At 46.5% G+C, this 23,439-nt stretch carries 15 protein-coding genes; 1 reads left to right on the plus strand and 14 read right to left on the minus strand.

All coding sequences use genetic code 11. The features are described from left to right. Nucleotides 1-112 precede the first annotated feature (112 nt). Nucleotides 113-2,200 carry a vWA domain-containing protein gene (locus tag MKX30_RS07585; RefSeq protein ID WP_341062700.1) on the plus strand — a complete coding sequence of 696 codons (2,088 nt, stop codon included), beginning with the start codon at nucleotides 113-115 and terminating at the stop codon, nucleotides 2,198-2,200. A 44-nt stretch (nucleotides 2,201-2,244) separates the two neighbouring features. On the opposite strand, the gene MKX30_RS07590 is transcribed toward MKX30_RS07585, so the two are convergent. From MKX30_RS07590 to MKX30_RS07655, 14 genes are all read right to left on the minus strand, one after another. Continuing rightward, nucleotides 2,245-3,156, minus strand: coding sequence for a serine/threonine protein kinase (locus MKX30_RS07590; RefSeq protein ID WP_013311478.1), 912 nt, complete (start codon nucleotides 3,154-3,156; stop codon nucleotides 2,245-2,247). Nucleotides 3,157-3,333: 177 nt separating this feature from the next. Then, complete coding sequence (locus tag MKX30_RS07595; RefSeq protein WP_023989863.1) at nucleotides 3,334-4,587, minus strand: L-lactate MFS transporter; 1,254 nt, start codon at nucleotides 4,585-4,587, stop codon at nucleotides 3,334-3,336. Between the two features lie 190 nt (nucleotides 4,588-4,777). Then, nucleotides 4,778-5,542, minus strand: coding sequence for a LytR/AlgR family response regulator transcription factor (locus MKX30_RS07600; RefSeq protein ID WP_013311480.1), 765 nt, complete (start codon nucleotides 5,540-5,542; stop codon nucleotides 4,778-4,780). Continuing rightward, the gene (locus MKX30_RS07605) at nucleotides 5,539-7,200 is read right to left on the minus strand and encodes a sensor histidine kinase (protein WP_175405291.1); all 1,662 of its coding nucleotides are present in this window, start codon (nucleotides 7,198-7,200) and stop codon (nucleotides 5,539-5,541) included. Before MKX30_RS07605 ends, MKX30_RS07600 begins: the two co-directional genes overlap by 4 nt. Nucleotides 7,201-7,249: 49 nt before the next feature. Further along, nucleotides 7,250-8,236: a S66 family peptidase gene (locus MKX30_RS07610; RefSeq protein WP_053325943.1), complete on the minus strand. Its 987-nt coding sequence runs from the start codon at nucleotides 8,234-8,236 to the stop codon at nucleotides 7,250-7,252. Between the two features lie 182 nt (nucleotides 8,237-8,418). Further along, the gene (locus MKX30_RS07615) at nucleotides 8,419-9,915 is read right to left on the minus strand and encodes a methyl-accepting chemotaxis protein (protein WP_053325944.1); all 1,497 of its coding nucleotides are present in this window, start codon (nucleotides 9,913-9,915) and stop codon (nucleotides 8,419-8,421) included. A 287-nt stretch (nucleotides 9,916-10,202) separates the two neighbouring features. After that, entirely contained in the window at nucleotides 10,203-10,844 is a 642-nt protein-coding gene (locus MKX30_RS07620) for a 50S ribosomal protein L25 (protein ID WP_028542463.1), read from the minus strand. Between the two features lie 231 nt (nucleotides 10,845-11,075). Then, on the minus strand, nucleotides 11,076-13,610 hold the full coding sequence (gene pulA, locus MKX30_RS07625; protein ID WP_341062701.1) for a type I pullulanase: 2,535 nt from the start codon (nucleotides 13,608-13,610) through the stop codon (nucleotides 11,076-11,078). A gap of 303 nt (nucleotides 13,611-13,913) precedes the next feature. Continuing rightward, entirely contained in the window at nucleotides 13,914-15,569 is a 1,656-nt protein-coding gene (gene cydC / locus MKX30_RS07630) for a thiol reductant ABC exporter subunit CydC (RefSeq protein WP_053325946.1), read from the minus strand. Continuing rightward, nucleotides 15,562-17,715 (minus strand): DUF454 family protein, encoded by a 2,154-nt coding sequence (locus MKX30_RS07635; RefSeq protein WP_081047498.1) that lies wholly within the window; start codon nucleotides 17,713-17,715, stop codon nucleotides 15,562-15,564. The genes cydC and MKX30_RS07635 overlap by 8 nt, the downstream gene beginning before the upstream one ends. Before the next feature lie 214 nt (nucleotides 17,716-17,929). Further along, a complete protein-coding gene (locus MKX30_RS07640) occupies nucleotides 17,930-19,075 on the minus strand; it encodes a mannitol-1-phosphate 5-dehydrogenase (protein WP_028542459.1) in 1,146 nt (381 codons plus the stop codon). Then, a complete protein-coding gene (locus tag MKX30_RS07645) occupies nucleotides 19,072-19,506 on the minus strand; it encodes a PTS sugar transporter subunit IIA (RefSeq protein WP_028542458.1) in 435 nt (144 codons plus the stop codon). The genes MKX30_RS07640 and MKX30_RS07645 overlap by 4 nt, the downstream gene beginning before the upstream one ends. Beyond that, on the minus strand, nucleotides 19,503-21,581 hold the full coding sequence (locus tag MKX30_RS07650) for a BglG family transcription antiterminator (RefSeq protein ID WP_023989874.1): 2,079 nt from the start codon (nucleotides 21,579-21,581) through the stop codon (nucleotides 19,503-19,505). The genes MKX30_RS07645 and MKX30_RS07650 overlap by 4 nt, the downstream gene beginning before the upstream one ends. Before the next feature lie 66 nt (nucleotides 21,582-21,647). Beyond that, a complete protein-coding gene (locus MKX30_RS07655) occupies nucleotides 21,648-23,126 on the minus strand; it encodes a PTS mannitol transporter subunit IICB (protein ID WP_023989875.1) in 1,479 nt (492 codons plus the stop codon). Between the last annotated feature and the right edge of the window lie 313 nt (nucleotides 23,127-23,439).

A 23,439-nucleotide genomic window follows, 5' to 3' on the forward strand; every position in this document is an offset into this window, starting at 1 on the left:
TCAAATTCATGGCTAATGTGAGGTTTATCAGCTGTTTTGATCCTTTATCCCTTATATCCCAAGGATTAGGAGAGTTGATCCCCCCATGTTGGTCTCGACGATGGAGGAGCTTATGTTCAGAATAAGGAAACTAGGGATTATTGTTTTCATGACTTTTGTACTATTTTTACAAATGGGCTTAAATGGGGGCATTTGCACTGTAAATCAGGCTAATGCAGCATCTTTGGGTGCTGTCCCGATCGAGGGTTATGATGCCGTTTTTGTATTGGATACCAGTTATTCCATGAGGGATACTGATCCTGAGGGCATTGCTGCCGAAGTCATCAATATGTTTATGGATTTGAGTGATGCAGACCGCACACGCGTAGGATTCGTTGCCTACAATCACAACGTGGTCGCCTCGAAACCACTGACTACGATTGCCGTGGCAGCGCAAAAATCCCAAATCCAGCAGGATATCAGAATGCTAAACCGTTCCGGTTATACGGATTTGGGACTTGGGTTGCGCAAAGGCTCGGAGCTACTAGCGGCAGGAGCATCCCAAGGGCGTCAGCCTTTTATGATTCTATTGTCAGATGGAGAGACTGATTTTGGTGCCTCCTCTGGTTCCCGATCTAAAGGTGACTCCAATAACGATGTGTCCTCTGTCATCAAATCTGCACAGACCAAGGGATATCCGGTGTACACGATTGGTCTGAACCATGATGGCACAGTGAACCGACAAGAACTCGAACGGATCGCTTCTCAAACGGGTGGAGCTTCTTTTATTACGAGTAGTGCCGAGGATCTGCCGGAAATTCTGAACCGTATTTTCGCCAGTCAAATTCGCTCCAAGCTCGTTCCAATTGCTGCAATTACGACCACTGGCGAGATGCAAGAATTAACTGTAACTCTACCTGATTCTAGTATGGAGGAAGCCAATCTGGTGCTTTTGTCGGAGCATCCCCTTCTGGAAACACAGCTATATTCCAATTCAGAAAATGTCCGCAGGTACAAGTCGAGCCGATATGCGATTTTAAAAATCGAGCATCCACAGGCAGGTAAAGTGAAGTTGAAACTACGGGGCATACGCGGGGATTTGGTAAAAATTAATTTACTTGGCAGCTATCGACTGGAAGCCGAAGCTACCATGGGAGGAAAGCAAGCAACGGCAACTCATGGCGACAAGCCTGTGCAGTTGCTGAAAGGTCAAGCCACACCGTTTCAAGCTCAGCTCCTGTTACCCGACAGTCAAAAGCTTACGGATGAAGCCGTATATACGTCTCTCCAAGCCCATATTATAGTTACTCCAAAGGGGGGCACAGCCAAAAAGGTGCCTATGACCTATAAGTCAGGAGCCTTCCATACCGAATATGCGTTCCCTCAAACCGGGGATTATACATGGCAGCTATCCCTGGATAGTCCGCAATGGTACCGTAAGGGAACTGTACTTAAAGTTCACGCGGCCAATGCAGCGCCACAAGTCTTGAAAGACCTGACGATTCGCCTGGTAAAAGAAGACGGCGATTCCCGTCGAAGTTTATCGGATTTTATCATTGACCCGAATCATGACAAGCTGAACTATAAGCTGGATTCAGAAGCCTCTGGGGATGCGGTCCATGCTGAGATTAACGGTAATGATCTGCTGCTATCCGAGCTCCACACAGGTGACACTCAGCTAAAGATTACCGCTACCGATCCGGAAGGCGCATCCAGCAGCGCTACACTAACCGTTTCCGTACAATCCCGGTATACAGCCATTAAATGGACGGTAGCCATCAGTGTCGTGGTAGCCGCTTTTCTGTATTGGTTCTTGCGGCCGAAGCCGCAGTTTGCCGGAAGAATCGAAGGATATTTTCTCGCTACAGCAAGTGGACAGGAGATTCCGGTAAAATCTTGGCCGCTCACCTCCTTTCCGGGTCGTAAGGTCAGCTTACAGGAGTTGTTCCGTACGCTTGACGTTCACGAACCGTTGCCAGAAGCGGAACGGATTCTATTTTCCGCAGGAAAAAAAGGGAGCCTAATCGTGAAACATGATACACGCTGTGCCTTACAGCATGGAAAGATCAGATTAGCCCGCAACAAAAAAGCGGTCATGGAGTACAGCGACAAACTGTACATTACATTCGAGGATGGTGTGACTGAAATCGAGCTGCGATACAAAGCGATTAAACCGAATACTTCAGTGTACACCGACCATATCCAAGCTCCGACAGGATAATGTCCGTCACAACGTAAAAAAAAGAGAAGCACCGTCTCTTACGATTAACGAACCGTAAGAGTAGGGCGCTTCCCTTTTTTTATCCAATATTCCGCACGTAGTGCGGCTTTAAACCATCGAAGTGAGCGGCAACGCTTGTTAGCCTGTACCTCCAGACCACGCCGAATGACATACGGCAGCAGAGAAAGTCCCGCATTTTCAATCTGAATCCGCTCGGAATGATCTGCAAACAATCGGCCTGGCACATCTGGCGGAGGTGTTCCTTTTCGGCAATAATACAGCGTGGCGGCCAAACTATAGATATCCGATACAGGTCCCTGCTGCGAACGATTAGAGTAAAATTCCAGTGGAGAATAGCCCGCCGTGGTGAAGATCGGATGCTCTTTGCCTTCAAAATGCACAGCCGAACCAAAATCAATCAGCTTGATGTTGCCATTTTCCCCAATCATAATGTTGCCCGGCTTAATATCCCGATGAATAATTCCTTTGTCATGAATGTACTCCATGGCATCAATTAAAGGTAGCAGCGTATGGTACAAAAAAGTGGGATCATACGTTGGCACAGCCTCTTCTTTCATCATTCGATCCAGTGTCTTGCCTGCACAGTATTCCATGACCAGATAGGCAGTTCCATTTTCCTCAAAGTGATCTATATAACCGACAATTCCCGGATGACTTAACTCCTTCAACATTTGCCCTTCACGCAAAAAATAATGCATAAACTCCACGTATTTGGATTGCATAGAAGCACCGCAAGTGACCGTTTTTCGATCCATCCCCCGCAAAGCCAGTGCATTCGGAAAAAATTCCTTCACAATGACCTTTTCTCGGTTATCCAACAGCCTTGCCGTATACACGATGGCCAGCTCACTGCGGGACAAGGCGCTTCGAATTTGATATGTATTTCGCAGCTTCGTATTGCGGGCAAGCAGATTCCCGCTTGTATCCACGATCATGACTCGTCCTCCTGTCAGGTTCTTAGCTTATGTCTTTTGTATATATCGGCTTATTACACATCTTTTTATTATACCGTAAAATAGATTATTGGAAAAACAAATAACCTGCCATAATCTCCCTTAGAGAAATGATGACAGGTCTTTTGGCATTCATCTGGTTCTTTTTTCTCAAATCGTTTAACCCAGTTTCGTTCCGGGCTTCATGCTGCGCACACTGTTCGTATTTTTCTTCCGTTCACTGCGCAGTTTGCCTTTGCCTTGTTCTGGAGTGCGAATGGTGAGGGCAATTAGGAACGATACGACACACAGCACAGCAATCGTGGTAAAGGTCGGGATGAATCCACCGAGCAAGGCTGCAATAAATGACCCCGCCAGCGCACCGAGGCCAAAGCCTTGATACACAATACCATAGTTTTTGCTTTGATTTTTCAGACCGAAGAAATCAGCTACAATGGCAGGAAAGACTGTAATGTTGCCGCCGAAGCAAAAAGCAATTCCTGCTACACAGGCAAAGAATAAACCATAATTCAGCGGTACCAGACTCAGCACTGTGACTGCGACCGCCGTTGTCAGCAACGCACCCGCTACTACTTTCAGACGACCTACTTTATCCGATAGCGCACCTAAAATGATCCGACCCGCCGTATTAAAAATAGCGACCATAGCGACCGCATTAGCAGCTGTTGCTACATCTAGGCCGGCCATCCGTACGCCGATATCTTTGACTACCCCAATCAGGTAGAGACCACTCATACAAGCGGTAAAGAACATTACGAACAACAGATATGCCTGCTTGGTGCGCAGCATTTCTTTGACGGTGTAATCTCGCTGTACAACCCCATTTTGTACCGAAGGCTTGTTCACGACTACAGCTTCTCTTACCAGGAAAGAACCACCCACAATCATAATCAGCACGATCATTCCCCAATATAAAAACGCTTGTGATACGCCAACGGACTGAATCAACGAACCATTAATATACTTGAATATAAGACTGCCTGTTCCATATGCCCCAACCGAAATACCGGAAATAAGTCCTTTTTTCTCAGGAAACCACTTAATCAGATTCGACAATGATGTAATATATGCCGTTCCATCCGCAAAACCTACGACAATACCCGCCAAAATGTAAAGCAGGGACAGCGATGTTACCTGCGAACTGAGCATAAGCCCTGCTCCTAACACGACACCTGCACACAAAATCAAACGACGTAGTCCCCATTTATCCTGTAGTTTGCCTGCGAATAATGTAGCAAACGCCAGTGCAAAACTGGTAATTGAAAATGTAATGGCAACCGAACTGAGGTTCCAGCCAAAGCGGTCCACCAACGGTTGATTAAATAAACTCCATGTGTAAATGGTTCCTAATCCCATCTGGACAATTATCGTTCCAAGCACGACAAGCCAACGATTTCCGCTGTTTGTTTTCATATAAATCTCCTCTTTTCATTCCGGCTCTACAGCGTCAGTTTGTTATCATGATAACCGGGAATCCAGTACGCTTTGCGCCTGTGGAGGAGCAAGTCTGTAAGGATTCTCTCTACATCGATTATTATAACCCTGCATGTTAGCCAGAAATCGTTTGAGGAATGAAATGCACATATAGCGGAATGAAATGCCTTTAAAGTCGCATAATTTGCCGAAATTCCTTGGCTTTACTACGGCTCACCGGAATCTCTGCTTCTAGTCCACGCAAACGCAGGAGATACGTATGGTTGAACCAAGGTACAATTTCACGGATCTGCGATAGATTCACCGTGTATGAACGGTGACAGCGGAAAAAGTCCTGCTGCGGCAGCCGGGCATGAAATTCCGAAATGCTCATCGGCATCGTATATTCTTCGTGCCTTGTAAAGACACGGGTCACCTTTTCCTGCGCACACGCATAGTAAATATCGTTCGCATCCGTCACAATGATTTTGTCATTTTTCAGCAGATTAATACGACCTGGAGCTGCAACGGTGCTGGCTTCAGCAGCTCGGGGTTGCGCAGTCTGGACAGGTTCCTGTATTGGAACGTTCTGCTGCTCATAAGCATTTTCCAGCTTACGCAGCATAGATGCGATCCGTTTTTCATCATATGGTTTGAGGATGTAGTCGAACGCCTCCAGCTCAAAGGCTTGCGCCGCATGTTCTTTATAGGCGGTCGTAAAAATAATATAGGGCTTTTTGGCAAATTTGCTTATGTTCTGTGCCAGCAGCATCCCGTCCAATGAAGGAATGTTAATATCCAGAAAGATCGCGTCCGTCTCCTGATCTTGCAGAAACCGAAACACATCTAGCCCATCCTCGAAACTATCGGTCACCTCAATGTTGCTATGAGTCTGAATAAGATACTCCAGCTCTTCACGCGCCGGAAGCTCGTCTTCTACAATTATGGCCTTCATGACTTCTCCTTTGGTATGTCAAAATAAACTTCGGTGCCCGGTTCATGCTTCAGAATAATAACTCCTTCGCCGTACATAAGCTTGAGCCGTCTGTGCACATTGTACAAGCCGATCTGTTTAGCCGGAACCCGATCATGATACAGGTTATCCACAACATCATCGCGTATACCTACCCCGGTATCTGCCACAGAAATACGCACCTTTTCTCCACGATCCTTTACAGAAATAGTTACTGTACCTGACCCCTTTTTCTTGAGGATTCCGTGATTAATCGCATTCTCAACCAGGGGCTGGATAATAAGACTTGGAATACGCACAGACACCTCATCCATTACATACTCTACCTGAAGTCGGTTGCCGAAGCGTGCTTTTTCAATTTCCACGTAATCAGACACCTGCTGAAGCTCTTTATGAATTTCGATCAAATCATCATTCAGCTCCAAATTATAGCGCAGATAGCCCGATAAATTAATGATCAGCTCTCGTGCCTTATCCGGCTTGGTGCGTGTCGTAGAGGCAATGGCGTTCAGCGCGTTAAACAGAAAATGGGGATTAATTTTCGTTTGGAGCGCCTTTAGCTCGGCTTTATTCGCTGCTTCCTTAATTTGCTCCACACGCGACACTTCCATTAACGTGGAAATGATTTGAGACAAGCCAATCGCCATCGTCTGCAACGGATACGTGATTTTATAAGCTTTGCGATAATATATCTTCAACGTGCCGGTTACTTCTCCGCGCTCCTCTAACGGGATAATGAGCAGAGACTGGATTTGGGGTGTTTTATCGTCTGCAATATGGTTGCGGATCGTGATTTTACCGCTACGGATCGTCGTTTTAGTCACATCGCTAATGATCTCATCTCCGATGTGATAACGCTCTTCGCCAAAACCGACATAGGCCAGCACATCTCTGGTATCCGTAATGGCCACCGCGTCTGCCTTGATATCTTCTTTTATGATCGAGCAAATGGTATGCAAGGATTCCGCATTAATGGAGCGAAAATAAGGCAACGTCTTATTGGCAATGTCCAGTGCCAGCTTGGCCTGTCTGGCCGCGATATTCTCCTTTTCCCCCTCCACACTCTGGATCAACAGAACGATTAAACCGATACTGACTTCTCCGATAATCATCGGTAGACCAATCTTAGAAACGATGTCCACTCCAAGGTTATGGGGTTGTGCCATTACCAGAATGAGCAGCATCGTTAATGCTTCGCAGACCATACCTGCGGCGATACCGACTAGCCATCTCTTGGAACGGTTGACCCGGCGGCCGATGTATCCTGACACCACACCTGCCAAAATACTCGTAATCAGACACGGAATCGAGGTCACTCCCCCGATATCAATTAGATAACGATGGATACCTGATACAATACCTGTAACGATCCCAACCCATGGTCCGAACAAAATACCGCCTGCCATAATTGCAATGATTCGAACGTTAACAAGCGAACCTTCGACTTCAATCCCGGTGTAGGTGCCGAACAGCGCAAACATACAAAAGATCAATGTTAATATGGCCAGCTCTGCCGGAGAATGGCTGTTCTTTTGCAAGGTTTCCTTAAAGCGCGGGATACGTGTAATAAAAAATAAACAAATCAGTAACAACGCTGCGCGCTCAAATAGCTGCATCAGCATTTCCAACAAGGCGTTCACCTGCGTTCCTCCCAAATAAAAACGGATATGCCTACATAAGTTGTGTTAATTATTCACATATTTCAGTACTCACCCTGCCATTACGGGCATGGATGCTAGCCTTCCCACCAATCGGATATGTAAACTGCGGCGTAGTATGACCAAAATCAGCATCTGCAATCACTGGAATGGAGGCCAATTCTCTTTTCGAGCTAATGATTTGCCGCAGCAATTCTTCTGTCATATGCGACGCCTGCTGAAATCGTCCTATGATGATCCCCTTAACCTGATCAAATCCAGGCTGGTGCAACAGTGATTGCAAATCCCGATCAAACGTAGCGGGAGAGCTTTCGTAATCATCCTCAACAAATAGAATGCTTCCTTCCAGACTCGGCATATACGGAGTCCCCTGCAACAAATTCAGGGTACACAAGTTTCCGCCCACAATCGTACCCGTTGCTTCACCTTCATGAATCGCATACGGACCCGCATTGCGGTAAAAGCTTCTTTGATCCTGATCTAGATACCAAGTATCGTCACTCCACTCCGACGAAGACTGGATTTGAATGCTGCCCTCTTCCAACATCAACCTTTGAAAATACGCCGTCGTATAATCATTTCCTCGCAACATGGCAAACGTCAAAAAATGAGGTCCTGCATACGTGATAAGCCCCGTTTTTGCATAAATCGCATGGCTTAACGCTGTTATATCCGAATAACCACATAATCGTTTAGGATGAGCTCCAATCAGTTCATAGTCAAGATGGGTAAGGAGCTGATTGGCATTATAGCCCCCAATTGAAGTCAGGATGCCCTTTACCTTTGGATCGACAAAAGCTTCGTGCAAGTCTGCGACTCTGGACTCTATCGAGGAAGATGTAAAATCATCATTTTCCAGCACATGTTGCGAAAAACTCACTTTAAACCCTAGCTCCTCCAGTCGTTGCTGGGCAATCAAGCGATTTTCCTCAGAAACGATCGACAAGCTTCTGGACGGCGAAAGAATGCGTATCTCGTCTCCAACTTTTAATTTGGGTGCTTGCTTTCCTATGATCATGGTCATCCCCCCTTAGTTACAAAGCATTTAAACTGCCACAAATTATACCATCAACTTCCATCTAATTATAGCTTCTAGAAATCCCATCTTCATTTCCCTTCTTCAAACACAGTAAAAAACCGGAGAGTACCGCTAGATAGCGATAATCCCCGGATCTCTAGTCCGATAATGAAGCATTTCGGTTATTTGCTTTTGCTGATTTCGGTAGGAATGTTGTCCTCCTTCTGATCATGTACCAGTTCTTTTAATTGGATAATCAACGCCTCCAGCTCACTAAACCCGGTCACCATATTGGAGGTTATATTTCGTTGCTCCTCTACTCCAGCCAAAATTTGTTCTGACGCTGCACTCGCTTGTTCCGTTACACTTGAAAATTCCGTCATTTCTTGAACAACCTGAGATGAGTATTGCTGCATGCTATTCGTACTGTTTTCCACATCTACGGCCTGCTGCAGCACTTTATTGGCATTTTGCAGGATATCCTCCAGTACAATTTCGGTCGAATGTGCCGATTCCATACTTTGCTGTAGCCTTTGCTGTCCCATATCAAATTGGTTAACGACAGAATCCATCTGAGTTCTCAGTTGAGTCAAGATACCTTCCATCGCCACCGAGGTGTTCCCTACCATTTCAGCCAAATTACGCACTTCTCCAGCTACGATGGCAAATCCTTTTCCATGCTCTCCCGCTCTGGCGGCCTCAATGGATGCATTCAAGGACAGCAAATTAGTTTGTTTTGAGATTTGAGTAATATCTTTAAGCATGGCAGACATGCTATCACTTTGTACTTTAAACTCGTCCAGTTCTTCTTTGGTACGACTCATGACCTGACCCAAATCCTTGATTTGAGACGTTAATGCCAGCAGTTGACTGCTCCCTCTGTCCCCGGCATTTTTCGTATCTTCGGAAAGCTGCTTCAGTTCTCGGGAATGATCAGCTACCTCTCGCACGTGCCGGTCAGATTGGGCCAAGTTATCCGTAACCTCGGTGATATTCGAAGCTTGCATTTCTACCCCTTTGGCAACCTCCTGAAACCCGATAGCGACTTCATGCGTCACGCTGCCCGTAGCATCCACTTGATTCCTGAATCGTTCTGTAAAGTTATGCAATCCAGCCACTGCTTGTTTAACTTGCTCAAACAGAAATTCAATTCGTTGCCTTGTAGCATCGATATCTTTATTTTGCTCTTCACTTTTCTTAAACTGCTTTTGATTTAACACCGATACCACTAACAGTAGCAAACCAATAAGTAAAACAATAATAAACTCATGCACATAGCGCAAAGAACCGGTAGCTGGGGGAACTGGGGGCGTACCGATTGTTATTTGCACAAAAATATTACAGAGATTTAAGGTCATAGCTACCAGAAAATATCGGTAAGAAGGATACAGCAAAAACAAAGAGCAAATTAATATGGTGGTCACTACCTCGACGCTAGATAAGTTCAAAAATATACACATTAATACGCTAAAAAACGTAGTAATCCACGGAATAAGGCGGATTCCTTTCTTTTTCATATTCAGGATCGTTAAAACTGCCGCGACTACAAATCCTACACCATTAGATACCCACATCGAGGGATTAGATAATGCCGGGACGATGCCGCTCAAGGCCATAATCCAAAAAATAATGATCACCAATTTGTTTCTTTGCCACAACAATTCACTCGTTCTGTCCATGATTGTGTACGCGCTCCTTAGATATATATTAGGTATTTATAAAATAAAAATGTAAATGCCATACTTTATATATCGTCATATCAGAACACGTAGTGAATGAAAATCGTACAAACACTCCACATTCCCTTTAATCGCCAAATTACAACAGGACAACTTTTAAAGGGAAAGAGTATGTAATCGTAAATAAATGAATGAATGCAAAAAATCGCCCCCTAGCAGGGAGCGATTTTGAATTCATTTTTGATGATCTTCGCAATTGGAAAAGGTTCATATACCAACTGACAACATTAGGATTCCTTGTTTTCGGAAGCCTCTTTAGCGCCTTCGGTTGCCGCTGCATCACCTTCCACAGCAGCATTTTCCACTTCAACTGCACGCGGAACGATAATAGAAGCAAGCAGTTCTTCTTCAGGGACGTGCAGTGTTACTCCTTTAGGGAGTTTCAAGTCGCTAGCGCTCAGCTTGTCGCCAACATCCAGTGCGGATACATCCACCTCAATGGTAGATGGTAAATCAGCCGGAAGACCTTCGACTTCTACTTCCGTTTCCTGAACTTGCAGAATACCGCCTGTTTTTGTACCTACAGGTGTACCCTGATAATCAATAGAAACACGCACGCGAAGCGGTTTGTTTTTGGCAATTTTCAAAAAATCGGCATGCAACCACTGATTGTCACGCTGTTGATAATCTTTAATAATAACTGGAATGGTTTCTCCACCCTCTACAGTGAGGTTAAACACCTCTGAACGTCCGGTTCTGACTACTTTATTAAATTCCTTGGCATCGACATGTACAGGGGTTCCTTCAAGCTCAGAGCCGTAAACCACAGCTGGAATCCGTCCTTTTAACCTCAATTCACGAATAGCCGAACCCTTCTTCTCTGTTCTCGGCTGGGCGGTCAGTTGAATACTTCCTCCATTAGAACTCATGATATACAACCTCCTTCAGGTTACCTTACAAATGATTTTCCTCCAAGAATCTTGCCTGTTTACCAGTCGTACTACAGGATATAAGCCAGCAAGCTGGCAAAACTAAACAAGTCCATAATTCTATTTTACCCCTTTTTTCTGAAACTGACACACGTTTGCATAAAAAAATAGCATTTCTCGAAATGATCGAAAAATGCTACTTGCGTGTATATAGCGACCAAGCATACAAGTCTATCCGGCCCGATTATCATTTACCAGTAGCAAATATTCTTCTCTGCCACTATGAATCAATACGTGCATCACAGACTGGTTCGGGTCTATATCAATATATCGATCTGCCTCCACATCCTTGGCATCCCAGTGATTAAGCCGGACAATGTAGCCGATTCGCTGTATATCAGGGGCCACCTGAATACGCGCTACTGCACGACCATCATCCAAATCACGGAATTCGACATGTCCGTCGCGGTGCCCCGTTCCCCATACCCATACGTTCCAGCCAGTGTATTGCCGATCCGCGCGCTCGTAGATCAGTTCAATCGTGCGAAATGGGGCGACTTTACTATCTTTTCCAAACTGGACATCTGTCAACGCTATGGCTGTACCTGCAATTTCTTGATCTGTCCCTTCATCCGAGTCTTCCAATTCGTTCTCCGCCTGACGATTAGCCTGATCTTGTTCAGTCACAAATGAGACTCGTGCAGGTTCTTCCTGATCATATAACACCATCATCGACCAGCGTGATACGGTTACACGATGGCCTACGACTTCATACCGTGTCTCATTACCAGCCCCGTGTGCGTCCACGACCACATGCCAACGATCCGATTCCGCAGGCAATGCTATCGTCTGCTCTGCATCCGAGCCGTTATAAATCACCACAATATGATTCCAGGCATCACCGTTAGCATGGTGCCTCAAAGCAAAAGCCACCACATGCCCACTGCTTTGCAGCACTTCCATGTGCTGCTCCACCAGCTCACGATGATCCATTCGGAATGCCGGGTGGCTGCGTCGCAAAGCAATTAAGCCTTGGTAGTAATCAAACACTGGGCGAAACCTCGCCTTGTTATCCCAACGGATGGCATTGACTACATCTGAGCTTCGGTAGCTATTATGGTCTCCACATTTGGAGCGCAGCAGTTCATCCCCTGCATGAATAAAAGGAATACCTTGAGATGTAAGTACCATGCCGTTAGCTAACAGGGACTTGCGTACGGTTTCGTCCTCTAGCAAGTTATTTTCATCCAGTTCCCAATACGGGTCTGCTTCGGCAACAGCTTGTTCAGGTGTCCTCCCATCCTGTGGCTTCCCCTGCTCCCATTGTGGAAAACGACAGTGCTCCCGCAATTGTCTTACCGTCAAAATTTTATCCCACAGATTGAGATTATCGTGGGCAGTTACATAATTGACGGTCTCCGATGGCTGAGCTGTGAAATCATGAATCGCCCCAAAAGCACCTTTGAGCACCTGTTCCTCCTGATGTTCTGCACCTGTGGCAAACCCGCTCCCAGTACCGTCGCTATCCCCCTTAATAGCAGAACGGTAGTTGTCGTTAAAAACAGCAAAGCCTTTGTCCCGTTGCGTTCCTTTTAGCGTAAGCAAGGGTTGCGGAGATTCTCCTCCCGTCCAAGGCTCACCATAGATAAGCAGATCCGAACGCACTTCAGAGCGAAGTTCTTGCGTAAGCTGCACCACGGTTGGGGTATCAATCAGACCCATCAGATCAAATCGAAAGCCGTCTATATGATATTCCTCTGCCCAATAGCGTAGTGAATCCTTGATATACTTGCGCACCATCGGACGTTCGGTTGCCACCTCATTACCTACCCCTGATCCATTGGTGAGCTGCCCTTGTTCATCTGTACGGTAATAATATCCAGGTACAACAGGCTCAAATGGCCCCTGTTCCACCGAATAAGTATGGTTGTACACAACGTCCATAATGACACCGATGCCGGCAGTATGCAAAGACTGTACCAGCAGTTTCAGCTCTCGTATGCGTGTCTCCGGATCAGCCGGATTGGAAGAATAAGACCCCTCCGGCACATTATAATGCTGCGGATCATAGCCCCAGTTATATTCAGTATCTAATTCCGCAAAGTCATTTACCGTATGAAAATCAGCTACTGGAAGCAAATGAACATGTGTAATGCCCAGCTCCAGTAGATGATCCAGCCCGATGCTGTTCCCCTCAGTATCCTTCAATCCCGTATACGTAAAGGCCTCAAACCGTCCCTGAGCAGCAAATAAGTCTTTTTTCCCCGTATTAAAATGGGTATCCATCGAAAAATCACGTACATGAAGCTCATAGAGAATGGCATCCGTCGGCCGCTTAAGTGTAGGCCCCACATCCAATTCCCATCCGTCCGGGTTGGTTTGAGCCAAATCAATGATCGCTGTACGCTGCCCGTTGGCTGATACCCCTGTGGCATATGGATCGGCAGCATAATGAATGGTGTTGTCCGCCCACTCCAGCCTGTACATGTAATAATATTTGTTCCAGTCCCCTTCCAGCTCTATAGACCATACACCTTGATCATCACGGCTCATGAGAAATTCCTGACCACCGCTGTGCTCCTGAACGTTCCCCTCCTGATCGTACACCCCCGCATCGTTATACAACGCTATATGGACCTGCTGCGCAGTCGGTGCCCATACCTTGAACTTGCTGCCCACAGGCGTATAAGTAAGACCCAAATCATAGCCTTCATATATGGGATATGTTGTGTGCTCAAGCTCTTTGAGCTGATTGAAATCTGACATTCCTGTTCACCACCCATTTCTGTACATCGGCTTACAGCCTCTGTTCATCCATCATTTATGATGTTTATGACTTGTCAATATACCTCAGGATTTTGTAAAATCTTCACCTAATAGGCTATCAAAATAAGACAAGCTTGAAAAGCTGGATGATTTAAATAAGGATGACGCTTCCATTTCAACGCACACTCCATTTTATGACAAAACCATGAACAGGCTACAGCTTTTGCCCTCAAGCATAACAATAATTTCCTAGATTTCATCACTTATCGCTAAATAAGTACGTTAAAAAACACGTTAGAAAAGTCAGGACAATCTACGGTTATCCATTTCAAAAATATCGTCTGCAATCCGCATGGTAGAACTTCGGTGCGAAACAAGGACAACCGTTTTATCTTGCTGCTGTTCCTTTAACGATTTTAAAATAATCGCCTCGTTCAGGCTGTCCAAATTGCTGGTAGGCTCGTCGAGCAGTAAGAGAGGCGCATTATGGACAAAGGCTCTCGCCAACCCCAAGCGTTGGCGTTCTCCACCGGACAGCCTGTCCCCTAATTCTCCAACTCGGCTGTCATACCCTTGAGGCAAGGTCATAATAAAATCGTGCACTGATGCCTTACGTGCTGCTTCCACAACCTGCTCATGTGTAGCATCAGGCTTTCCGATTTTGATATTAGCTGCAATTGAATCATCAAACAGGAACGTATGCTGGTCTACATAGCTCTGTAACCCTCTCAAATGTCGGGTTCCAATTTCCTTCAAATCGTGTCCGGATAGCAAAATTCCACCTTGCTGCGGGTCCCTAAATCGCATCATCAACTTCAGCAGCGTAGACTTACCAGAGCCGCTTTTACCCTGAATGCCTAGAATCCGCTTATGCGGTATCGTGAGACTTACATCATTCAGCACCGTTTGACCATCGTATGCAAAAGTCACCTTGTCTACTTGTACCCCAGTAAAGGCAACACTCATCCCTTCGATATTTTCCTCTACCTCCGGGGCTTCCTCCAATAGACTCAACACTCGTTCCCCGCTCGCCAGCGTTTGAAGCAAATTGTTGGACAAATTGCTCAGTGCGACGACAGGACCAAATGAACTAAACAGGGCAATGACAGAAATTAGCATACCTGTAAAGTCAACCTGACCATTAGACATACCGTACAATCCAGCCAGCAGCATCAAGAATGAGAATCCAACTACAGCCGCATCTGTGATGGCTCTTGTGATACCTTCATGATGCTTCAAGTCCTTCTGCTTGGCATCCAATTGATCCGTACGACGGTTAATCTCATTCAAACGTTGTTCTCCTTGCCCATATTGCACAATTTCCTTCATACCCCGTAAGCTGTCCAAAAAATAACTGCTCAGCTTGCCAAAGCTACTTCGGTATTCCATCCCCTGACGTTTGCCCATACGTGACGTGAGTAAAGGAATAAATAAACCGACAGTTAGGTAAGCAAGCGCAGCAAGCCAGCCTAATAGAGGCTCATAAGAACCGATAAAAAACACCATGAGTAGTGAAGTGATGATGCCGATCATAACAGGCGCTATCGTATGCGCATAAAATACTTCCAGTAGCTCAATATCACTCGTAATGAGTGAAATCAGATTCCCCTTGTCCTTGCCTTCCAATTTGGCTGGAGCGAGTCTGCGCAGGGCTTGAAGTACCTTATCACGCAGTACAGCCAGCAGCTTGAAAGCGAGATAATGACCACTCATTTGCTCGCCATAACGGAATACGCCGCGTAGTACGGCACAAACCACGATCGCCGTCAGCAAAAACGACATGGTGTAGCCTGTCGTGATGCCCGTTGCTGTAAGCAGAGCTAGGGCTCCAAACACTATAATGCCAATAGCACAAACAAAACCAAGCACTCCTGTAACAATCGTGATGAGTAGCACAGGTAAAAGAGGTCCCGCCAATACCAATAATTGGCCCATGATCCGTAATCCATGTCTACGCATATACAGCCCCTCCTTTTACAAACTGCTCTACCCGGTGTTGACTGAGATACATCTCCGCATAATGTCCCTGCTGGCTCAACAGCTCATGATGCGTTCCCGATTCTGCCACCAAACCGTTTTGCAGCACATAGATACAGTCGGATTGAACTACATTTTCCAGTCTGTGAGAGATAAGAATCACTGTTTTTTGACCTGCCAGCGCATGTATAACCTCCATAATGCCTTCCTCACTTTCACTGTCAATGTTAGAGGTGGCCTCGTCAAAAATGTACACACGACTATCATGCAGCAATGCTCTGGCTAGTGCTAGCCGTTGGCGCTGTCCTCCTGACAGATTTGCCCCTTGCTCCTCCAGTTCTGCTTCCAGTCCTCCTTCTGAAAGGATAAAATCATACAGCTTCACTTGTCGCAAAGCTTCCAGCATTTGTTGCTCATCCGCGTGCTCATTGCCCATTTTTAAATTTGCTTCCACTGTGCCTTTAAAAATATAGCTATTAAATCCGATCCAGGTCATGTGACGCATGCGGCTTTCTTCCGAAATATCGGTAAGCTCGGTTCCTCCAATCGTCAGACTTCCTCGATACCCCTCGTGGTGCCCAACGATCAATCCGGCTACCGTACTTTTACCAGAGCCTGATTCCCCAACAATTGAAACAAAGCTGCCCTGGGGAATATCCATGGATATATTTCGTAAGGTATCTCTTTCGTCGTAGGCGAAACTCACCTGTTCCAGTCGAATATCTGTGTTTTCTATGCTTTCTTGTCCTTGTATAAGATCCTCAGTACTCAACATTTGAAATATTTTGTCGCTTGCTGCCATTCCGTTCATGGCGATATGAAAGTAAGAACCCAGCAGACGCAGAGGAATGAAAAATTCTGCCGACAGCAAAACAATGATGATTGCTCCTGCCAAGCCAATATGGCCTGAAGAATATTCGCTTACCGCGACCAGTACACCCGCAGCGGCACCACCAAATGCGATAAGATCCATAATGGCCACGGAGTTAAGCTGCATAGTCAGCACTTTCATCGTCATTTTGCGAAAATCCTCCGCTGCTGTGTTCATTTCCTGATGTTTATCCTGGTCTGTTCCGTACATTTTGAGCGTAGTCAGACCTTGTACATTCTCCAAAAAGCTGTGGCCCAGATTGACGTAACTGCCCCAATATTTCCGAAAAAGCTTTTTAGCCATCCTCATAATGACAATGATCGACACTGGAATTAAGGGAACGCAGATCAATAGTATAATGGCTGCTTTGAAGCTGACAAAAGAGAGGGTGATGAATAACGTTACGGGGGCAAGCAGACTGTAAAATAGCTGAGGCATGTATCTACCGAAATAGGTTTCAAGCTGCTCTACCCCTTCTACAGCAACCTGTATAACCCCCGAGGTGGAGGTATGATCTGTATATGCGGGTCCCATTTTGAGCAACTTGCCGTAAATTTGCGAGCGCAGCGTTTTTTTAGCATTTACCGAAGCACGATAGGATAACATACTGGCTGCATAATTGCTCAGACAGCGAACTGTAATAGCAGTAATAACAATGACCGTCATAGATAGAATCAGCTTGCGAGTCACTTGTCCTTCCCATGCCTGCTGCATAACAAAGGCCATAGACAACACAGCGGCTATACTCCCCAAAAGACCGATCCACTGCACAAGCACACCCAATACGATATATTTCCGAGAATGTTCCACTAGACCGAGCAGACGGCTGTCGACCATTTTAGACCTTTTTTTCGGAGTAGGGGCAAGTGAAGATGAAGGCGTTATTTCTGCTGCAGCGTTTCTCACTGTTCCGATTCGGAATATAAAGTAATAATATTTAAAAAGGATGACCAAGACGATGAGCGCTTTGCCCCACACATTAGGGGTGAAAATAAAGCCTGTAATCAGCATCGCTGACGCTAAGCCCAATGTGGTGATTTTCGTAGACAGCTTCAACGACCTTGTTTGAACAAAACTCTCTAGATGCTTTTGGTACAGAGCGGTATTCGAAAACCACTGGTGAATCCTTTCGGACCCCCGCATAAAGAAAAAGGTCGCTAGCAGCAGAAACGGTGTAGTCGGTAGCAACGGTAGCACTACACCAATAACTCCAAGCGCCAAAAATAAAAACCCTAAGGTAATATAGATCGGTTTCACTATAATCCTCCCTAATAGTTATAATAGTAATGATTTCATTTTATAGATAATGATAATCATTATCAATATAAACAATTTAAGCAGGTTGTTATGTGATGTAAATCACGCATATAAAAATCCTCTTGAAGCACATCTCTACAGAACACGTTAGTGTTGATGTCGATGCTTTGTCTTCAAGAGGATTTCCGAGAATAGATGTTGATAATTCGTTGTTTTATGAATTTATAATATCATATTGCTCCAATATCTGCCGATGTAACGGGTGATCTGCGGTTATGGAAGTATAACGCGTCAGCGCCACACCCAGTCCTTCAATGCGGATCACCTGCTGAAGCTCGACTGCCTCGGGGTCCTCCGTAATATCAAATTTACAGGCAGCAGCCATTCCTAACGCCAGATGATCCGTCGGGATGCCATACTCCTGCGCTTGCAGCGCGGGACGTACAAGACGGTCATTGGGAGACAGCTTGCGCAACGGTGAACGTCCGACCCGAGTAACATCGTCTGTCAGATTAGGGTTGCGGAAGCGATCCAAAATTTTAGAGATGTACTTCTTATGCTCCCCTTGATCCAAACCGAAGCGCTTCACAAGCACTGCTCCTGTCTCCTCCAGTGACCCTTGTATCGAATCCACCACCTTGCTATCCTTCATGGCCTCCTGGATGGTAGCATAACCTGCGGTATAACCAAGATAGGCTGCCACGCAATGCCCCGTATTCACCGTGAACAGCTTTCGTTCAATGTAAGGCTCTAGATCCTGCACGTACAGGATGCCTTCGATTTCTTCATGCTCAGGTGCCATTTGTGAACGATCCACCACCCACTCGTAAAAAGGCTCTACCTGCACATGTAACGGGTCCTCGTGGTGTTGGATCGGCACAATCCGGTCTACAGCAGCATTGGGGAAATATACCGAAGCCTCTGCCTTGGCACGAGTCGCCTCATCCAGTAGCGCAAAAACATGCTCTTTCAGTTGGGCGCTGCCTCCGATTGCATTTTCGCAAGCAATCACATGCAGCGGGCCTGCCCCTCGCTCCACCCGCCGCGCTATTCCCTCGGCAATACCTGCTGCAATATGCCTGAGGATGCTAACCCCTACCGCGGTCGTTACCAGATCAGCATGGTCTACCGCATCCGCTACAGCGGATGCATCTCTGCCGTCAATCGCCGTTACATTCGTGACCAGCTCCGTATCCTTTGTATCATTGGCTAGCTCTACGGTGTATTGTTTACGACGACGTAACTCGGATACAAGGGTGTCGTTGACATCTGAAAAGACAACCTCATAGCCTGCACGCGACAGAATCAATCCGATAAAGCCGCGACCAATATTTCCTGCTCCAAAGTGGACGGCTCTCATAGCTCCATCTCACTTTCGAACAGATCTATAATTTCCTGTGGGGTCACCGCGTTGCGAAGTTTATCCATATTTTCTTCCTCCGCACACACCACAGCGATACTCGTCAAAATCTCCATATGATCGCCGCCTTGTGCTGCAATGCCGATTACCATGTATGCTTTTTCTTCCCCAAAATCTATGCCTTGTGGAAACTGAACGATGGAGATGCCTGTGGATTGAATAAGCATCTTGGATTCCTTGGTGCCATGTGGAATAGCCAACCCGTTCCCGATATAGGTGGACACGATCTCCTCGCGTTCCAGCATCTTGTCAATGTACTCACTTGAAATATGTCCTGCATCCAGCAGGATTTGTCCAGCCATACGAATCGCCTCATATTTGTCTTTGGCGGTTGCGTTCATTTTTACTTTGTCTATCGTCATAATACTCACGGTAGGTTCCTCCCTGTCCCTAATTTACTGTGGAAAAATTCAGCTAGCTCACTCGATATATAATTGACAATATGATCCCTGCTACCGTGTTCCAGTAGCGTAACCATGTCTTCCTGCAAGAGTAATGCACTAATCTCGCTCAATACCTCCAAGCTTTCTCTCGGCAGCTCACGAGGTCCCAACATGAGCAGCACGCATTCTACCTGTTCGCCTGTATCCGCCAACAGCGGCTCTGCCAGCTTATACAAGGTAAGCGAAGGCTTGCGAATATAGTGGCTGCGCGTATGAACTAAAGCAATGGAGGTATCAGAGATCACCTGACTACCTTGGCGCTCTCTTTCCATGAGCTGTGCAGCAACCGCAGAAGGCTCTGTCACATTCCCCCGCCCCGCCTCCAACATGCATATAGCCTCTACGGTCGCCGCCATATCCATCCCCTGATTTTCCAGCGGATACACTTGAAATTGCTGTACAATGTGTACAATTTCCTCAAGACTTTTCCGCAGACCGGTAAGCCACTCTATATCCTGACCAGGCTGAACAGCCTGTTCCTGCTGATGGTCATTGGGATGATTGAGTGTAATATGCTGGATGAATTGACGCAGGCGATCACTCTCCTCCTGCGTCAGCAACGGGCTGATCTTAAGATACCGATCCGGTTCAAGCGGTAGCTCTACTGTCGAAATGATCAGATCATAATCCTCCTTGGGAATCCGCGCCGCCTCGTACCATGAAGCCCTATCCACAATTTTGATCTGTGGGAGCTCTTTGGCGAGCCTTGTTGCCAAAAGTCTGGATGATCCAATACCGCTCGTGCAGACTACGATGGCCCGCACCTCCCGCCGCAATTGTCGTAGCCGCTCCAGCGAAGCGCCAAAATGCATGACGAGAAATCCGATCTCTTCATCTGGTACTTTCATTTCTGTCATGTCCGCCGCAGCCTTTTTCACTGAGTCGAATAAGCTGCTGTAATCCTTGCGGATTTGCTGAAGGAGGGGGTTACGAATCGACCTGCCTTCCTTCAAACGTTTGAACACCGGGGCCATATGGGCAATCAGTCCTTCACGCAGAACACGGTCCTCTTCCAATGGCGTGCCTGTCTCTTCCTCCACACGACGAATCAACTCATGAACCGACTCCAACAGTACGAGATCATCCAACGGCAGTAGTCGGGTAGAGTGATCCTCGGCATCACGAAATAGCAGCCTGAGATAAGATCGTTCCGGCTCTGGAAATTCAATATCCAGCGCCTCTGACAACTCCGTGCATATGCGTTCCACCATAGCTGTGCGAAGCATGATATTTTCATCTGAATCTGTTTTTAAATACGAGAGAAGAGGATCTATAACATACCCGAGTCGCAGACGTACCAGCGAAACGCAAATTTGAATCAGCAGCTCCATGTATTTGCTTTCCACCATGTTTTCCAACCATTTTTCATGGGGCTGCCAGAGGGCCTTTTCCACAATCAGCAGGTTATCTCTGCCAATCATCTCCAGCAACTTGTCGGCGACACGGGTTACAGAACGAAGTTCTTCCCGGGCTGAAAACAGATCGGATTCATCCAAATATTCGAGAGCCAGCTCGGAAATCGCCCGTCTTTTGTCTGTCTCCCGCCCTGTAATCTCGACCCCGTACCCCCGTCTGCGCACAAGCATGAGTCCACGTTCCCCAATCCAGCCTTGCAATTCGTCCAGATCATGACTGACCGTAGTTACCGTGACTTTCAAGTCCGAAGCCAGCGCCAGCAGCTTGATCGGCTCCCGTGTATCCAGCAGCATGCAGAGAACCACGATCTTTCTCTCCTCAGCCGAATATTCGTCTGACTTCGTATGCAGCAATTGCCTTCGCAGGCATACAAGCTGAGCTGGGTCAGCATCTATACAGATACCAATCCCTGACTTTTTCTCCAGCTTCACCTCATGAGCAGCCAGCCAATGCTCGACTGCGCCCAGTTCCCGATGAACCGTCCTTGTGCTGACATTGATCTTCGTGGCAATTTCCCCGGCTGTAACCTCTTTGGACTGCTCCAGAAGATATTCCACGATGTCACGTTGTCGTTTCGTAATATTCATAAGCGCATACCGTTCCTTCCCAAGCTCATCCCTCCAGCAGGAGACGTACACTGCATACGACGGGGATTAAGAATCGGATTTCAGACGTTCAACCAGCGCTTCGTATTCAGGGCTCTTCAGAAAATTGTCAATGGAAATGTGCTCAGCATTCGGGGCTACTGTTTTAGCCCGGTCTGTCAACGTTTTTTGCGTAATGACAATATCCGCATCCTGTGGAATTTCACTGATTGCCGTATTCGTAACTGTTACGCCTACACCCGCCTGCTTCATTTTTTTGCGTAAAATCGAGGCGCCCATAGCGCTTGAGCCCATACCTGCATCACAGGAAAAGACGATCTTGTTCACTTCGGATTTATCCTTGAGCGTTCGAGCTGCGGCAATCTCAGCAGCACGTTCAGATTCGTGATTATCTTCCATTACAGTGGCGTTAGCACTTGCACTCTTGCTTTGATTTTTCATATCTTTCAGGCGGGATGCAGCTTCCTCCAGCCCCTCTTCTTTTTGCTTACTAGTCTTGAGTAACACTGCGGCAACAGCAAAGGATACGACCGCAGCAGCGATCACCCCGCTCAGCATTGGCAAATATCCGCCTTTTGGCGTCATTAGAAAATAGGCGATGATGCTGCCCGGTGAAGGAGCAGCAACCAGTCCGGCACCTGTCAACATAAAACAGAAGGTTCCCACAACGCCCCCAGCTATAGCAGCAAGAATCAAAATCGGCTTCATCAAAATATAAGGGAAATAAATTTCATGAATCCCGCCGAAAAAATGAATGATGACCGCTCCAGGAGCCGATGACTTCGCAGAGCCTTTGCCGAACAGGCAGTAGGCTAGCAAAATACCGAGCCCCGGCCCAGGGTTGGATTCCAGCATAAACAGTACGGATTTTCCTGTTCTTGCAGCTTCCTCTAACGCAATCGGACTCAATACTCCGTGATTCAGCGCGTTGTTTAAAAATAATACTTTTCCGGGCTCAATAATGAGGTTGACAAGCGGCAATAGCCCTGCGTTCACGAGGAACTGTACCCCTGCCGACAACACTTGACTGATCATTTGTACAATCGGGCCAATCGCCACATGGGCAAGCAGCGCTAGAATGGCACCGATAATTCCGGCCGAAAAGTTATTGACCAGCATTTCAAAGCCTGATCTGACTTTGCCTTCAATGGCCTTGTCGAACTTCTTCAATATCCACGCAGCCAGCGGACCAGCTACCATCGCGCCCAGGAACATCGGGATATCGGCTCCCACTATGACACCCATCGTCATAATGGCACCAATCACACCTCCACGCTGTCCGTGAATCATCGTGCCCCCTGTATAACCGATCAGTAACGGCAACAAATAATTTTTCATCGGGTCAACCAATTGTGCAAAACCTTCATTCGGGAACCATCCGGTCGGAATAAAGAGTGCCGTAATCAGCCCCCACGCAATAAATGCTCCCATATTGGGCATAACCATACCGCTAAGAAAACGGCCAAAACGCTGTACGGCGACACGAGTGCCTCCTTTTGAACTTGGCTTTGCGTCCAATGTACTCATATTCAAATCCTCCTTGTAGGTAAGCATCACTACCTTTTCTTAAAATTCATACTAAATGACAGCGCTATCTTCATCAACGAAATGAAAACGTACTTTCGTCATGAACGTTGATGACAACATTTAAATTTAAATTATCCGGGAAGGTATTATACCTGCATAATTCTTCTTAATATGACCTGTAGCTATAGAAATTAGTCGAAAAACCGTGCTGGATTATGTATGATTCTTATATGGGGACAACCCTCTAAATCAGAATAAAACACGTAATTACGTTTGCAAAAAGACAAAAAAATAGCCGCTACGTCAAATCATA

This window comes from Paenibacillus sp. FSL P2-0173, from assembly GCF_038008045.1.
GTDB lineage: Bacteria > Bacillota > Bacilli > Paenibacillales > Paenibacillaceae > Paenibacillus > Paenibacillus polymyxa_B.

What these genes read in the sequence shown, in the direction of transcription:
- MKX30_RS07590 (WP_013311478.1), bottom strand. Translation starts at nt 3,156, where the DNA reads ATGATCGTGGATACAAGCGGGAATCTGCTTGCCCGCAATACGAAGCTG.
- MKX30_RS07615 (WP_053325944.1), bottom strand. Translation starts at nt 9,915, where the DNA reads ATGGACAGAACGAGTGAATTGTTGTGGCAAAGAAACAAATTGGTGATC.
- MKX30_RS07655 (WP_023989875.1), bottom strand. Translation starts at nt 23,126, where the DNA reads ATGAGTACATTGGACGCAAAGCCAAGTTCAAAAGGAGGCACTCGTGTC.
- cydC (WP_053325946.1), bottom strand. Translation starts at nt 15,569, where the DNA reads ATGCGTAGACATGGATTACGGATCATGGGCCAATTATTGGTATTGGCG.
- MKX30_RS07595 (WP_023989863.1), bottom strand. Translation starts at nt 4,587, where the DNA reads ATGAAAACAAACAGCGGAAATCGTTGGCTTGTCGTGCTTGGAACGATA.
- MKX30_RS07585 (WP_341062700.1), top strand. Translation starts at nt 113, where the DNA reads ATGTTCAGAATAAGGAAACTAGGGATTATTGTTTTCATGACTTTTGTA.
- MKX30_RS07650 (WP_023989874.1), bottom strand. Translation starts at nt 21,581, where the DNA reads ATGAATATTACGAAACGACAACGTGACATCGTGGAATATCTTCTGGAG.
- MKX30_RS07610 (WP_053325943.1), bottom strand. Translation starts at nt 8,236, where the DNA reads ATGATCATAGGAAAGCAAGCACCCAAATTAAAAGTTGGAGACGAGATA.
- MKX30_RS07620 (WP_028542463.1), bottom strand. Translation starts at nt 10,844, where the DNA reads ATGAGTTCTAATGGAGGAAGTATTCAACTGACCGCCCAGCCGAGAACA.
- pulA (WP_341062701.1), bottom strand. Translation starts at nt 13,610, where the DNA reads ATGTCAGATTTCAATCAGCTCAAAGAGCTTGAGCACACAACATATCCC.
- MKX30_RS07600 (WP_013311480.1), bottom strand. Translation starts at nt 5,542, where the DNA reads ATGAAGGCCATAATTGTAGAAGACGAGCTTCCGGCGCGTGAAGAGCTG.
- MKX30_RS07640 (WP_028542459.1), bottom strand. Translation starts at nt 19,075, where the DNA reads ATGAGAGCCGTCCACTTTGGAGCAGGAAATATTGGTCGCGGCTTTATC.